The sequence below is a fragment of the Kutzneria sp. CA-103260 genome (assembly GCF_018263855.1).
Taxonomy (GTDB): Bacteria; Actinomycetota; Actinomycetes; order Mycobacteriales; family Pseudonocardiaceae; genus Kutzneria.
Genome location: NZ_CP073318.1, coordinates 10,302,569 through 10,316,222, shown reverse-complemented (window position 1 = coordinate 10,316,222; position 13,654 = coordinate 10,302,569). Strand labels below are relative to the sequence as shown.

General features: G+C 70.8%; 10 protein-coding genes. 2 read left to right on the top strand and 8 right to left on the bottom strand.

Going from position 1 to position 13,654, the window contains the following annotated elements; genetic code table 11:
* Window positions 1–8: 8 nt before the first annotated feature.
* The 5 genes from JJ691_RS46335 to ftsY all read right to left on the bottom strand — a co-directional run bounded on the left by JJ691_RS46335 (window position 9) and on the right by ftsY (window position 5,074).
* A complete protein-coding gene (locus JJ691_RS46335; RefSeq protein WP_211765736.1) occupies window positions 9–347 on the bottom strand; it encodes a P-II family nitrogen regulator in 339 nt (112 codons plus the stop codon).
* Window positions 344–1,624: an ammonium transporter gene (locus JJ691_RS46330; RefSeq protein WP_249228351.1), complete on the bottom strand. Its 1,281-nt coding sequence runs from the start codon at window positions 1,622–1,624 to the stop codon at window positions 344–346. The genes JJ691_RS46335 and JJ691_RS46330 overlap by 4 nt, the downstream gene beginning before the upstream one ends.
* 245 nt (window positions 1,625–1,869) lie before the next feature.
* The gene (locus JJ691_RS46325) at window positions 1,870–3,348 is read right to left on the bottom strand and encodes a sodium:solute symporter family protein (protein ID WP_211765734.1); all 1,479 of its coding nucleotides are present in this window, start codon (window positions 3,346–3,348) and stop codon (window positions 1,870–1,872) included.
* A complete protein-coding gene (locus tag JJ691_RS46320; RefSeq protein ID WP_211765733.1) occupies window positions 3,345–3,539 on the bottom strand; it encodes a DUF3311 domain-containing protein in 195 nt (64 codons plus the stop codon). The genes JJ691_RS46325 and JJ691_RS46320 overlap by 4 nt, the downstream gene beginning before the upstream one ends.
* A gap of 212 nt (window positions 3,540–3,751) precedes the next feature.
* On the bottom strand, window positions 3,752–5,074 hold the full coding sequence (gene ftsY / locus JJ691_RS46315; protein ID WP_442912808.1) for a signal recognition particle-docking protein FtsY: 1,323 nt from the start codon (window positions 5,072–5,074) through the stop codon (window positions 3,752–3,754).
* 74 nt (window positions 5,075–5,148) lie between these two features.
* On the opposite strand from ftsY, the gene JJ691_RS46310 reads away from it, so the two are divergent.
* Window positions 5,149–6,282 carry an anhydro-N-acetylmuramic acid kinase gene (locus JJ691_RS46310; RefSeq protein WP_211765732.1) on the top strand — a complete coding sequence of 378 codons (1,134 nt, stop codon included), beginning with the start codon at window positions 5,149–5,151 and terminating at the stop codon, window positions 6,280–6,282.
* Complete coding sequence (locus JJ691_RS46305) at window positions 6,269–7,753, top strand: sodium:solute symporter (protein ID WP_211765731.1); 1,485 nt, start codon at window positions 6,269–6,271, stop codon at window positions 7,751–7,753. The genes JJ691_RS46310 and JJ691_RS46305 overlap by 14 nt, the downstream gene beginning before the upstream one ends.
* Here JJ691_RS46305 and JJ691_RS46300 read toward each other — a convergent pair.
* The 3 genes from JJ691_RS46300 to JJ691_RS46290 form a co-directional block, all read right to left on the bottom strand.
* Window positions 7,686–8,855 (bottom strand): MFS transporter, encoded by a 1,170-nt coding sequence (locus JJ691_RS46300; RefSeq protein ID WP_211765730.1) that lies wholly within the window; start codon window positions 8,853–8,855, stop codon window positions 7,686–7,688. The two genes, JJ691_RS46305 and JJ691_RS46300, sit on opposite strands and share 68 nt — an antisense overlap.
* Window positions 8,852–10,114, bottom strand: a complete 1,263-nt coding sequence (locus tag JJ691_RS46295; RefSeq protein ID WP_249227467.1) for a GGDEF domain-containing protein — start codon at window positions 10,112–10,114, stop codon at window positions 8,852–8,854. Before JJ691_RS46295 ends, JJ691_RS46300 begins: the two co-directional genes overlap by 4 nt.
* 256 nt (window positions 10,115–10,370) lie before the next feature.
* On the bottom strand, window positions 10,371–13,652 hold the full coding sequence (locus tag JJ691_RS46290; RefSeq protein ID WP_211765728.1) for an AfsR/SARP family transcriptional regulator: 3,282 nt from the start codon (window positions 13,650–13,652) through the stop codon (window positions 10,371–10,373).
* Between the last annotated feature and the right edge of the window lie 2 nt (window positions 13,653–13,654).

Sequence of the window (13,654 nt, the reverse complement as noted above, 5' to 3'; positions counted from 1 at the left end):
CAGTCACCTCACAGTGCGTCGTTGCCGCGTTCCCCGGTCCGCACCCTGACCACGGTCTCCACCGGCACGACCCAGACCTTGCCGTCGCCGATCTTGCCGGTGCGGGACGCCTCGACCACGGCGTCCACCACCTTGTCCACGGTCAGGTCGTCGACCAGCACCTCGACCCGCAGCTTGGGCACGAAGTCCACGGCGTACTCGGCGCCGCGGTAGACCTCGGTGTGGCCCTTCTGCCGGCCGAAGCCCTGCACCTCGCTGACCGTCATGCCCAGCACGCCCAGCCGTTCCAGCGACGCCTTGACGTCGTCCAGCACGAACGGCTTGATGATCGCCGTCACCAGCTTCATGACTTGCTTCCCTCCAGGACCGTGCTCGTGCCGGAAACCTTGCCAACACCGCGACCGGCGCCCACGAAGCCGCCGAGTTCGTAGGCGGTCTCCGCGTGCTCGCTCTCGTCGATGCCGGTGACCTCGGCCTCGGCGTCGACCCGGAACCCGATCGTCTTCTTGATGATCCAGCCGATGATGAAGGTCAGCACGAACGAGTAGGCCAGCACGGAGAACGCGCCGATGGCCTGCTTGCCCAACTGGGCGAACCCGCCGCCGTAGAACAGGCCGTCGGCGCCGCCCGAGTTCACGCTGGTGGTGCCGAAGAAGCCGATCAGCAGGGTGCCGATGATGCCGCCGACCAGGTGCACGCCGACCACGTCGAGGGAGTCGTCGAAGCCGAGGCGGAACTTCAGGCCGACGGCCAGGGCGCAGACCACGCCGGCGATCAGGCCGATGGCCGCGGCGCCGAGCGGGCTGACGAAGGCACAGGCCGGGGTGATGGCGACCAGGCCGGCCACGGCGCCGGAGGCCGCGCCGAGGGTGGTGGGCTTGCCGTCACGGAACTGCTCGGTGATCAGCCAGCCGAGCACGGCGGCGGCGGTGGCCACGGTGGTCGTGGTGAAGGCGACGGAGGCCAGGTCGCTGGCGGCCAGCGCGGAGCCGGCGTTGAAGCCGTACCAGCCGAACCACAGCAGGCTGGCGCCCAGCAGCACGAACGGCACGTTGTGCGGACGCATCGGCTCCTTGGGCCAGCCCTTGCGGCGGCCCAGAAGCAGGGCCAGGGCCAGGCCCGCGGCACCCGCGTTGATATGGACCGCGGTGCCGCCGGCGAAGTCGAGTGCCTTGATCCGGTTGGCCAGCCAGCCGCCGAGAGTGGAGCCGTCGGCCGAGTCGAAGGCGAACACCCAGTGCGCGACCGGGAAGTAGACGACGGTGACCCAGACGATCAGGAAGACCACCCAGGACCAGAACTTGGTGCGGTCGGCGATCGCGCCGGAGATCAGCGCCGGGGTGATCACCGCGAACATCAGCTGGAACATGACGAACGCCAGCACCGGGATCTGATGATCCTTCGGTCCGGTCAGCTGGCCGACCGTGCCGGCCAGGCCGGAGTTGTCGAAGTTGCCGACCAGCCCGGCGAACGCGTCGTTGCCGAACGCCTCGCTGTAGCCGTACAGCATCCACAGCACGGTCACCACGGCGAGCGCGATGAAGTTCAGCATGAGCATGTTCAGCACGCTCTTGGAGCGGACCATGCCGCCGTAGAAGAACGCGAGTCCCGGTGTCATCAGCATGACCAGCGCGGCGCTGGCCAACACCCAGGCGGTGTCTCCTGTGTTCACATCGTCCTCCCGTGCGGGCGCCAGTTGCACGGAAGCATCGACAGCGGCTGTTTCACCGGGTTTCGTCCCATGTTTCGCCGACGTGAACTGTCGGCGGTCCGGTGTTAACAGGGCATTTCGAAGGCCTTACCCGCCCGGTTTCGGTGACGCTCGGTCAATGGGTGGGCGGCTGTGCGTCGCCCGATCTGGTGGCGACTTCAGACCGTGACCGACTCGGTCGGCGCACCCCGCACCGCACGGTGGCGACGGGTGATCATCGTGACCACGGCCAGCACCACCACGTTGGCCACCAGCGCGACCACGCCGGTGTTGAGGTCCTTCAGCGGCTGTGGCAGCCATGGCGCCAGGTTGTTGAGGGTCGCTCCGCTGATCGTGAACGCGGCGACGACGGCCACCCCGACCACGATGCCGGCCGCCGCCCCGGCGGTGGTGACCACGCGCCGCTTGCACAGGCTGAGCACCATCGACGGGAACAGCTGGGTGACCAGCGAGTAGCCCATCAGCAGCAGCGAGACGATGGTGTCGCCGCCGTTGAACGTGAAGTACAGGGCGACCACCGCGACCACCGGCACCAGGATCTTGGCCAGCAGGCCGACCTGCCGGTCGGTGGTGTCCGGCCGGGCCACCCGGTAGATGTTCTTGGCCAGCATCGTCGCCGAGGTCATCAGGATCAGCGAGCCGGGCACCAGGGCGGTCAGCACGCCCGCGCCGCCGACCACGCCGACGAACCACGGGTCGAAGGTCTTGGTGGTGATCCGCAGCAGCGACAGGTCGCCGTCGCTGCCCTTCAGGCCGGGCACCACCAGCACGGCGGCGAAGCCGGCGAAGAACACGAACAACAGGATCAGCTGGTAGAGCGGCAGCACGACCGCGTTGCGCCGGAACACCCGCTCGTCGCGGGCGGTGTAGACGGCGCTGAACGAGTGCGGCCACATGTAGAAGCCGAACGCCGACAGCAGCACCGTGGACACGAACCAGCTGGGGCTCATGCCCTTGGCCGGCAGCGTGAGGAAGCCGGGCTTGGCCGCGTCGATGGCGTGGAACATCTGGCTGAAGCCGCCGAAGTAGTGCACCGGCAGGTAGATGCCCAGAAACACCACGACCACCAGGATCAGGACGTCCTTGAGCGCGGCGGTCCAGGCCGAGCCGCGCACGCCGGAGATCGTCACGTAGGCCGCGAGCACCACGGTACCGGCGATGATCGACCACGCGTAGGGGATGCGGCCGCCGGAGGTCTCGGACACGATGCTGCCCAGACCCCTGAGCTGGAGCACCAGGTAGGGCACCAGCGCCACCACGCCGACCAGCGACACCAGCACGCCCAGGCCCGGGCTGTCGAACTTGGCCGTGTAGAAGTCGGCCTGCGACAACAGGTTCTTGCGCTTGGCGTAGCGCCACACGGTCGGCAGCAGCCAGTACGACATGACGAAGGCCAGCGAGCCGTAGCAGAGGATGTAGAAGGCGGGGCCGCCCTTGCCGTAGGCCCAGCCGGAGCCGCCGAGGAAGGTGAAGGTCGTGTAGATCTCGCCGGCCATCAGCAGGAACACGAAGATCGAGCCGAAGCCTCGGCCGCCGACCGACCACTGCTCCAGGTTCATGTCGTGGCCGCGGCGGGCCTGCAGCGCCAGCGCCACCGCGACCAGCACGGTGGCCGCGACCACCAGCAGCGCGGTCACTCGCCGCTCCGGTTGGCCGGGTCGAGTTTGTAGATCACGGCCAGCACCACGGTGGTGAGCACGACACAGGCCACCATCCAGAACAGGATGAACGGCAGGCCGAGCACGTACGGCTCGGTCCGGTCGGCGAAGAACGCGCCGCCGAGCATGCCCAGCACGGGCAGCGCGGCCAGCAGGTGGCGCAGTCGCATGGAGCCCCTCCCCAGCCCGGCAATTCCGCGATGCGGAATCCGATTACCAGGTTTGACGCGAATCCAACGTCGCGCACAGACGGTGTGTCAAGACCCGTCCACGGGCCGTCACCCCGCCGAAACGCGCCCGCCCCAATGCCGGGAAGGGGGCTTTCCCTGCGTTCATGCAAGGAAAGCCCCCTCCCCAGCGAAAACAGGGAGGCGGGAGAGGGTCAGCCCAGGAGGGCGTCGACGAAGGCGGCGGGCTCGAAGGGAGCCAGGTCGTCGGGGCCCTCGCCCAGGCCGACCAGCTTCACCGGGACGCCGAGTTCGCGCTGCACCCGGAAGACGATGCCCCCCTTGGCGGTGCCGTCCAGCTTGGTCAGCACGACGCCGGTCACATCGACGACCTCGGCGAACACCCGGGCCTGGGTCAGGCCGTTCTGGCCGGTGGTGGCGTCCAGCACCAGCAGCACCTCGTCGACCGGGGCCTGCTTCTCCACCACCCGCTTGACCTTGCCCAGCTCGTCCATCAGGCCGGTCTTGGTGTGCAGCCGGCCGGCGGTGTCGACCAGCACGGCGTCGACCTTCGAGTCCACGCCCTGCTTGACGGCGTCGAAGGCGACTGCCGCGGGGTCGGCGCCTTCGCGACCCCGCACGATGTCCGCACCGACCCGGGAACCCCAGGTGGCCAGCTGCTCGGCGGCGGCGGCGCGGAAGGTGTCGGCGGCGCCGAGCAGCACGGTCCGACCGTCGGCCACGAGCACCCGGGCCAGCTTGCCGGTGGTGGTGGTCTTGCCGGTGCCGTTCACGCCGACGACCAGCAGCACGGCCGGCTTGCCGTCGTCGGGCAGCGCCCGCACGGCCCGGTTCATCTCCGGGTGCAGGGAGTCGATCAGCACCTCACGCAGCAGCGCCCGCGCCTGGTCGGCGTCGCGCACGCCCTGGGCGACGATCTTCGTCCGCAGCGTGCCGACGATCTCGGCCGAGGTGGCCGCGCCCAGGTCGGCCATCAGCAGCTGGTCCTCGATGTCGGTCCAGGAGTCCTCGTCGAGGTCGCCGGCGCCGAGCAGGCCGAGCAGGCTCTTGCCGAACATGGTCTGGGACCGGGCCAGCCGGCCGCGCAGCCGCTGCATGCGGCCGGCGGTGGGCTCGATCTCGTCCAGCTCGGGTTCCGGCTCCGGCTCAGGTTCGGGGGCCGACTCCGGCTCGGGTTCGGCAACCGCCTCGGGTTCGGGCAGGTCGACGTCGACCAGGGTGCGGCGCTCGGAGTCGCGCGGCACGGAGGCGTCGTCGCCGACGCCGGGCTGGCCGTCGACCTCGGTGCGGTCGGCCACCGGATGCTCGACCGGCTCGACTGTGGCTGCGCCGCCGCCGGTGGAGAGGGTGAAGCCGCCGCCGGCTTGGTAGCCGCCGGACTTGGGCTTCTCCAGCTCCTCCTTCTTCTTGGTCATGTCGATCCGGCGGCGCCGGGCCAGCACCAGCCCGACCACCAGGGCGACGAGCAGCACCGCCAGCACGACGACGCCGATCAGGAGCAGCATGTCCGGGGTCAACACCGTCACATCCTCGCATCCCAGCTTCGGCCAACATCTAACGCATCGGCGTCTGATTTGGTAAAAAAACACCCATGAAGGTGCTCGGCCTGATCTCCGGCACGTCGATGGACGGGATCGACACGGCCGTGGCCGACCTGCGCCTGGCCGGCGACACCGTCGTGCTGACCCCGCTGCACGCGACCGGAAGCCCTTACCCGGAGCGCGTGCACGCGGAGCTGCTGGCCGCGCTGCCGCCGAACGACTGCACCGCGGCCAAGATGTGCCAGCTGGACACCTGGGTGGGGCAGGCGTTCGCCAAGGCGGCCACGCAAACGCTTGCCAACCACCCGGACCTGGAGCTCGTCGCCTCGCTGGGGCAGACCATCTACCACTGGGTCGAGGGCGACCGGTGCGAGGGCACGCTCCAGCTCGGCCAGCCGGCGTGGATCGCCGAAGCCACCGGGCTGCCCACCGTCGCCGACCTCCGCGCCCGCGACGTGGCCCGCGGCGGCCACGGCGCGCCGCTGGCGGCGATCCTGGACGCGCTGTGGCTCGGCGGCCGCGACGACCGGACCTGGGTCGGCCTGAACCTGGGCGGCATCGCCAACATCACCGTCGTCGCACCGGGCCGCGCACCGATCGCGTACGACACCGGCCCGGGCAACGCCCTGCTGGATCTCACCGCCCGCCGGGTCGGGCAGCACCAGGACGAGAACGGCGAGCTCGCCGCCGACGGCACGGTCCAACACGACCTGTTGAAGCTGCTGCTGCTGGAGCCCTACTACGCGCGGCCGGCCCCGAAGTCGACCGGCAAGGAGCTGTTCCACGTCGGCTATCTCGACGGCACCGAGCACCGGGCCGTGGAGGACGTGCTGGCCACGCTGGTCGAGCTGACCGCCATCACGATCGCTGACGCCTGCCACACGCACGGCGCTAACGTGGTCGTGGCCTCCGGCGGCGGCGTGCGGAATCCGGTCCTGATGCGGGCGCTGGAACGACGACTCGCCCCGGCGGAGCTGCGCGTGAGCGACGACTTCGGGCTGCCGAGCGACGCCAAGGAGGGTTATCTGACGGCGTTGCTCGGCTTCCTGACCTGGCAGGGCGTGCCGGCCAACGGCCGGCTGCTCGGCTCCGTGACACCCGGCCGCGGGCCGCTGCGCCCGCCGCCCCCGCCCGACATCCCGGTGACGAAGCTACGCGTGGAGGCCCCTGATGCATCCCGTTGACCTGGTCATCATCGTTCTCTACCTGCTGGCCATGCCGGTGGTCGGCCTGCTGCTGCGCGGCAAGCAGCGCACCGGCGCGGATTTCTTCGTCGGCGGCCGCAACCTGCCGTGGTGGGCGGTGTGCCTGTCGGTGGTGGCCACCGAGACCTCGACCCTCACGGTGATCAGCACGCCGGGCCTGGTGTGGGGCACCGGCTTCACCTATCTCCAGCTGGCCCTGGGCTACATCATCGGCCGCGTCCTGGTGTCGATCATCCTGCTTCCCCGCTACTTCAAGGGAAACCTGGTCACCGCCTACGCCTTCCTGGGCCAGCGCTTCGGCACCGCCGCGCAGGGCGTGGCCTCGCTGGCGTTCGTCGTGACGCGGCTGCTGGCCGAGGGCGTGCGGCTGTTCGCCGGGGCGATCCCGATCCAGGCCATCCTGGCCAGCTACGGGATCCACACCGCCTACTGGCACATCGTGCTCGGACTGACCGTGCTCACGGTGATCTACACCTACGTCGGCGGCGTGCGGTCGGTGGTGTGGGTGGACGTCGTGCAGCTGGCCCTCTACCTCGGCGGCGCGCTGGTGGCCGTCGGCGTCCTGGCTTCACGGCTGCCCGGCGACTGGCTGTCGGTCGCCGCGGCCGGGAACCGCTTGCAGTTCTTCGACTTCACGTCCAACCCGCTGTTCAGCCAGTACGCGTTCGTGACGGCGATCGTCGGCGGCGCGGTGTTCGCGATGGCCTCGCACGGCACGGATCAGCTGATCGTGCAACGACTCCTGGCCACCCGGAGCCTGCGTGACGGGCAGAAGGCGCTGATCGGCAGCGGCATCATCGTGTTCGTCCAGTTCGGACTGTTCCTGCTGGTCGGGGCCGGTCTGTGGGTGCTCTACCACGGCGCGACGCCGGCCTCGCTGGGGCTGACCAACACCGACGGCTTCTTCTCCAAGTTCATCGTGGAGGATCTGCCGGTCGGCGTGGCCGGGCTGCTGATCGCCGGCATCCTCGCGTCCACCATGGGCGCGCTGGCCTCGGCGCTGAACGCGCTGTCCACGTCCACGGTCAGCGATCTGTACCAACGGTTCCGGAAACAGCCGCTACCGGAGGAGTCGGCGCTGCGGCACGGCCGGATCTGGACCCTGGTGTGGGCGGCGGTGTTCGTGGTGTTCGGCTCGATGTTCTCCAGCACCACCGGCCCGGTGATCGAGCTCGGACTGGGCATCACCGGCTACACCTACGGCGCGCTGCTCGGGTCGTTCGTGTTGGGGCTGCTGGTGAAACGGGCGTCGCAGGCCGACGCGGTGGCCGCCTTCCTGGTCACCGTCGCGGCCATGGCGGTCATCGTGTCGCTGAAGTTCACCGTCGGCGGCAAGTCGGTCGGGCTGGCCTTCCCCTGGTACACGCTGACCGGCGTGCTGATCACGCTGCTGGTCGGTGGCCTGCTGTCGCTTCGGCATCGGGCTCCGGCGCTGACGTCGGTCGGCTGACCAGCCAACCCAGGGCGGCGGCCAGCAGCTGGAGGCCGCCGACCAGGGCGATCACGCCGGCCACGCCGAGCGCCGGCAGCGCCGGGCCGACCAGCACCGCCCCCAACGAGAACGCGCCGATCTTGAGGCTGGCGCCGGTGGTGCCGACCTGGCTGAGCAGCTCAGGCGGGCTGTAGCGCTGGCGGGCGGACAGCAGGGCCGGGAACTGCGGCCCCATGGCGAGTCCGGCGACCAGTGCGAGCACCAGCAGCACCGGGAAGTTGCCGGCCAGGGACCAGCCACCGAGCACGACACCGTAGGCCGCGACCGAGACAAGCACGGTGCGCCAACGGTGTTGGAGCCGCATCAGGGCAACATTGGTGATCACGCAGCCGATCTCGAACACCGTGAGCAGGAAACCGGCCGGGTCCTGGCCGACACCCAGTTGCTCGGTCCGCAGCGGCAGAACGACCAGCAGCAGCCCCATCGAGCCCCAGGACATCGTCGTCGCCAGCGTGACGGCGCGCAGTTGTGGCGTGTGGACGATGTGCCGCAGGCCGGTCAGCACCGGCTGCCGTCCGTGCGGGTTCGGCGGCACCGGGGCGACGAAGGCCAGCGCGACGATGCTGCCGACGGCCGCGGCCGCGATGGCCAGGACCGATCCGGTCGGGGTGATCAGCCGGGCCAGCACGCCGGCGACGGCCGGCCCGGCCATGGCCGCCGCGCTGAACGACAGCGAATCCCGGGAATTGGCCCAGGTCAACCGATCCGGGCCGGCCAGGCCCGGCACCATCGCCGAGAAACCGGCGCTGGTCATAGGGAGCGCCAGCCCGGCAAGCACGGCCAGCGGCGGCGCGGCCCAGCCCGGCGCGAGCACGATTCCGACCATGGCCACGGCCAGGGCGAGTTGGTTGGCCGCCAGCACGGCCCGACGGTGCCGTGTGCCGTCCAACCAGGACCCGAGCAACGGGCCGGTGAGCATCGACGGCAGCGAGTAGGCGGCGACCGTGACGCCGGTCAGCGCGGGATTTCCGGTGCGGGCCAACATGAACAGGGGGATCGCGACAGCGACCATCTCATCGCCGAGGCGGGCCAGCGTGGCTGCGGTGTAGTACGCCCTCACGGAGCCTGTGTACTGCTGATGACGCAGTTGCGGCCAGCGCTTTTCGCCCGGTACAGCGCGGTGTCGGCGGCCAGCAGCAGCTTCTCCAGCGTGTCACCGGCGGCCGGGTGCACGGCGATGCCGATGGAGACGGTCAGGCCCTCGACGTCGGCGTGCATGCCGTCCAGCGGCACGGTGACCGCCATGGCGGCGATGGCCAGGCGGATCCGCTCGCCCACGGTGACCGCGCCCGGCTCGGTGGCCCCGGGCAGCAGGATGGCGAACTCCTCGCCGCCGAAGCGGCCGACCACGTCGTAGTCGCGGACCTGGCCGCGCAGGGTGTCGGCGACGGCCTTCAGCACCACGTCGCCGGCCACATGGCCGTAGGTGTCGTTCACCCGTTTGAAGTAGTCGAGGTCGGCCATCAGTACGCCGAAAGTTCTATTCTCGCGTATCGATCTGGAGTATTCGCGTTGTGCGGAATCATGCCATGCAAGTGCATTAAGCAATCCCGTTTTGTCGTCGGTGCTCGCCGCGACTTCCAACTGTTTGACTAGGACACTGCGATGCAACATCAACAGCGGCGGCAGCACGAGGAGCACGAGCACCGACTGGTAGACCAATGCGAGGGCGGCCAGACCACCGAGACACAGCGTTACCGTTTCGAGCGCGTTGTCGCTCCAGGTGCCGAACAACGCCTGTCTCGACCGTTTACGTCCGTACAGGTAAATGCCGGCAGCGGCCAAGCAGGCGTTGGCTGATTCGAACACCAGAGCGGCCGTCAACACGATCGCGGCGGCCCGCCAGGTCGAGGGCGGGCCGACGTCGAGCGGCCCGAGACCGGTCACGCGCAGCACCGCCGACGCGGCGAGACACGACAGCACCGCCCACGCGGTGCTCACCGCCACCCGATGCGGCGGCCGGGCCCGCACGTGCCGCCAGACCCGGATCCACAGGTGCAGGTACAGCAGCGCGGCCAGCAGCGAGACCACCGCCGGCGAGAGCAGCACCGCGCCGGCCAGCAGCCAGACCGAGGTCATGTTGATGTGCGTCTCGCCGGACATCCAGCGCCGCATCCGCTCGATCCGGGCCGACAACTCGGCCTGCCCGACGCCGAGCACCAGCAGCACGGCCAGCCAGACCAAATCCATTAGGCGCTGTGGAAACAGCACGAGGTCCGATATCGGCAGCGCGACGGCGGCAAACTCGCAACTGAGTGCGAATGCCAGCCAGCCGGGCGACTGCTTCCACACGTCCCAGTTCGAGATCGTGCCCCTCACGACACGAAATCGTGCGATACTCGTGCGCAGCGCGATACCGAGAAGTGCCATAATAGAACTCGACACCCCCTCCAGTTCGACCGCTCCGCATCGACAACCACCCGACGTGTCTGCCGTCAGCGTAGTCGGCCGTACGTCCCGCGTACCTCGAGGAGGCGACCTACCATGGCGACTCGCGAAGGCTGAGCTCCGTATTCTCGCGCAGACGGCGGCCCACCACCCGCCCCCGGCGGTCGGAAATCCACCCCGTCTTCGTTCACGCTCCGTCACCATGAAGCAGGTCGGCGGCCGCCCCTGCCTCGGGCGCCCCGAGTTCGCCCAGCACCTGCGCCGCTCGTTCCCATGCCCGCCTGGCCGCCCCGGTCGCGCCCAGCGCCCGGTGCCCCCGACCCGCCGTGAGCAGGGATCTGCCCTCGACGAGGCGCTGGCCCGTCCGCGCGGCCAGCGCCGCGGCCGCTTCGGCGCGACCGACGGCCGGGCCCGACTCCCCAGACGCCAACTGAATCTCCGCCATCACGTGCAGGGTCGCCGCCTCGGCGCAGCGCATCGTCGCCGCGTCGCCGATGTCCAGCGCCTGGGTGGCGTGGGCCAATGCCGAGGCCAGCTCACCCAGAGCCAGCTTGGTCCGGGCCAGGCCGAGTTGTGACTGAAGCTCGCCGTTGCCGAAACCGATGCCCCGGCTGAGCTGCAGGGCCTCTCCGTGTCGCGGCAGCGCCTGCTCCGGCCGGCCGGCGGCCAGATCCAGCGCGCCCAGGGTGTTCAGCGCGTTCACGGTCGCGCCGCGAGCCCCGGCGCGCACCGCGAGCCGGTGCGACACCTCGGCCTCGCGCCGGGCGATCTCGTACTGGCCGGTGTCCAGGTGCACCCCCGCGCACGTGTCCAGCACGTCGAACTCGTCCTCGCCGCCGACCGTACGGCGGATCCGCAGCGACTCTCCTGCCTGCTCGATCGCTTCGGCGTAGCGGCCGAGCTCGCGGTAGGTGTTGGCCATGTTGTTGCGCACCAAGGCCTCGCCGACCGGCGAGGCGATCTGCCGGTAGCACTCCAGGGCCTGCTCCAGGAACGTCACCGACTCGTCGAAGTGGCCCAGGTCGAAGTAGATATAGCCGAGCCGGGCCAGGGTCTTGGCCTCGGTCTCCACCGCGCCGGCCGCGCGGGCCAGCGACAGCGCGTCGGTCGCGTTGGGCGCGGCCCGCTCCGTGACGCCCAACTCCGCGTGCGTGGCCGCCAGGGCGCTCAGCGCGGCCGCCTCGCCGGCGGTGGCCCCGGACTCGCGAAACAGCTCGACGGCCTGCTCCAGGTGGTCCAGGGCCGGCCGGGTCTGGCCGAGGTCGGCGTGGGCGGTGGCCAGGCAGTAGTTCGCGGCGGCCTCGCCGAAGACGTCGCCGAGCCGGGCGGCCAGCCGACGGGCGGCCTGGGCGGTGGCCACGGCGTCGGCCGAATGCCGCTGGGTGACCAGGAACCGGCTGATCACGACGGCCAGCTGCCAGCCCATCGGCAGGCCGGCCTCGGCGGCGTCGCGAACCAGCGCGACCAGATTGGCCCGCTCGTCCCCGAGCCAGTTCCTCGCGACGTCGCGATCGGACGGCCGGCACACCGGCGTCTGGTCCGCGGTCGGCGGCAGGCCGATGTCGAACGGCGGCGCGAGGCCCACCAGCTCGACCGCCGCGACGGCGGTGTGCAGATAGCTGTCCCGCAGCCGCGTCAGCGCCGGTGCGCGTTCCTCCTCGGTGACCAGGCGGCCGGCGTGGCGGCGGACCAGGTCGGGCAGGTGGAAGCGTTCTGCGTCGTGCTGGTCGATCAGGTGCGCCCGGTCGAGAACACCCAGCAGGGCAAGGGCCTCGCCGCCAGTGACACCGCCGGCCGCCGCGGCCGCGAGGATGCCGAACTCCAGGATCGGGATCTGCCCGAGCAACCGCAGCAGCCGCCGGGCCTCCGGCGGCAGCGCCTCGTAGGCGAGGTCGAAGGTCGCGTGCATCGCCGCTTCTTCGTCGCTCTCGACCGCGAGCGAGGTCAGCAGGTCGCTCTTGCGCAGCCGGCGGACGTAATCGGCGACGCCGGTCGTGATGGTGCCAGCGGCGATGCGCAGCGCCTGCGGCAGATGCGCGCACAGCGTGGCCAGTTCGGCGACCGCCGCCGGCTCGGCCCGCACCGCCCGCTGACCGAGCAGCGCGGCCAGCAGTGCGGAGGAATCGTTGGCAGTCAGCACATCCAGGCTCAGCGGGCTCGCGCCCTGGAGCACGATCAGGCCGCGCAGGGCGTTCCGGCTGGTGATCAGGACCGCGCAGCCGGGCTCGCCGGGCAGCAGCGGCCGCACCTGGTCCGGCGTGGCCGCGTTGTCCAGCACCAGCAACACCCGCTTGCCGGCCAGTTGCGAGCGGTAGAGCGAGATCTGCTCGTCCTCGTCGGCCGGCACCTGCTTCGGCGCGACCCCCAGCGCCTGCAGCAGCCGGGGCAGCACCTCGGCCGGCGTGAGCGGATGCGCGGGTTCCTGCCCCCGCAGGTGCACGAACAGCTGGCCGTCCGGGAACCTCGGTCTCAGCTCGCCGGCGGCCCGCACCGCCAGCGCGGTCTTGCCCACGCCGGCCGGGCCAGACAGCGTCACCACGGGGACGGCCAGGTCCAGCTGCGCCGGCACGAGCAACGCCGTCAGGCGGGCCAGTTCCGCCTCCCGGCCGACGGACTCCGCGTCGTGGGCCGGCATCCGGAACACCGGCGCCTGCGAGCTGATGCTCGGCTGCGGCGGGGCCAGCTTCGGGTCGCTGGTCAGGATCGACTGGTGCAGATCACGCAGCTCGGCGCTGGGCTCCACCGCCAGTTCCTCGGCCAGCAGCCGGCGCACCTGGTGGTAGATCGTCAACGCCTCGGCCTGGCGGTCGGCCCGGTACAGGGCCAGCATCAGCTGCCCCCAGAACCGCTCCCGCAGCGGGTTGGCCGTGGTCAGCGTCCGCAGCTCGGTGACCAGCTCCTGGTGGCGGCCCAGCGTCAGCTGCGCGTCCAGGCGCAGCTCCGCCGCATGCAACCGGCGCTCGTCCAGCGCCACCGCCTCGTTCTGCCGCAGCCGCGCACTCGGCACGTCCGCCAGCGCCGGTCCCCGCCACAGCGCCAGGCCCTCGCTGAGCAGGTCCACCGCCCGGCCCGGCCGCGACGTCCGGGCCAGCGCCAGCAGCTGGTCGAAGCGGCCCGCGTCCACGTCCTCCGGCGGCACGTCCACCCGGTAGCCGTCGGTCACCGTCGTGATCAGATCCGGCACGCCGATCGCCTGCCGCAGCCGCATCACGTAGGCCCGCAGCGTGGTGCGGGCCCCGTCCGGCGGGTCCTCGTCCCACAGGTTGTCGATCAGCTCCTGCGCGCCGACCGTGCGCCCGGTGTGCAGCAGCAGGGTGGCGAGCACGATCCGGTGCTTGCCCGCCCGCACCGGCGACGGCACGCCGTCGCGCACCAACTCGACCGGCCCCAGCAGACGGAACCGTATCTTGGCCGCGCGTTCCGCGCGGAGTCTCGGCCCCGCGGAGTCAGGTGAGGACGCGCTACCCACGG

What these genes read in the sequence shown, in the direction of transcription:
- JJ691_RS46335 (WP_211765736.1), bottom strand. Translation starts at nt 347, where the DNA reads ATGAAGCTGGTGACGGCGATCATCAAGCCGTTCGTGCTGGACGACGTC.
- JJ691_RS46330 (WP_249228351.1), bottom strand. Translation starts at nt 1,624, where the DNA reads ATGCTGATGACACCGGGACTCGCGTTCTTCTACGGCGGCATGGTCCGC.
- JJ691_RS46320 (WP_211765733.1), bottom strand. Translation starts at nt 3,539, where the DNA reads ATGCGACTGCGCCACCTGCTGGCCGCGCTGCCCGTGCTGGGCATGCTC.
- JJ691_RS46310 (WP_211765732.1), top strand. Translation starts at nt 5,149, where the DNA reads ATGAAGGTGCTCGGCCTGATCTCCGGCACGTCGATGGACGGGATCGAC.
- JJ691_RS46305 (WP_211765731.1), top strand. Translation starts at nt 6,269, where the DNA reads ATGCATCCCGTTGACCTGGTCATCATCGTTCTCTACCTGCTGGCCATG.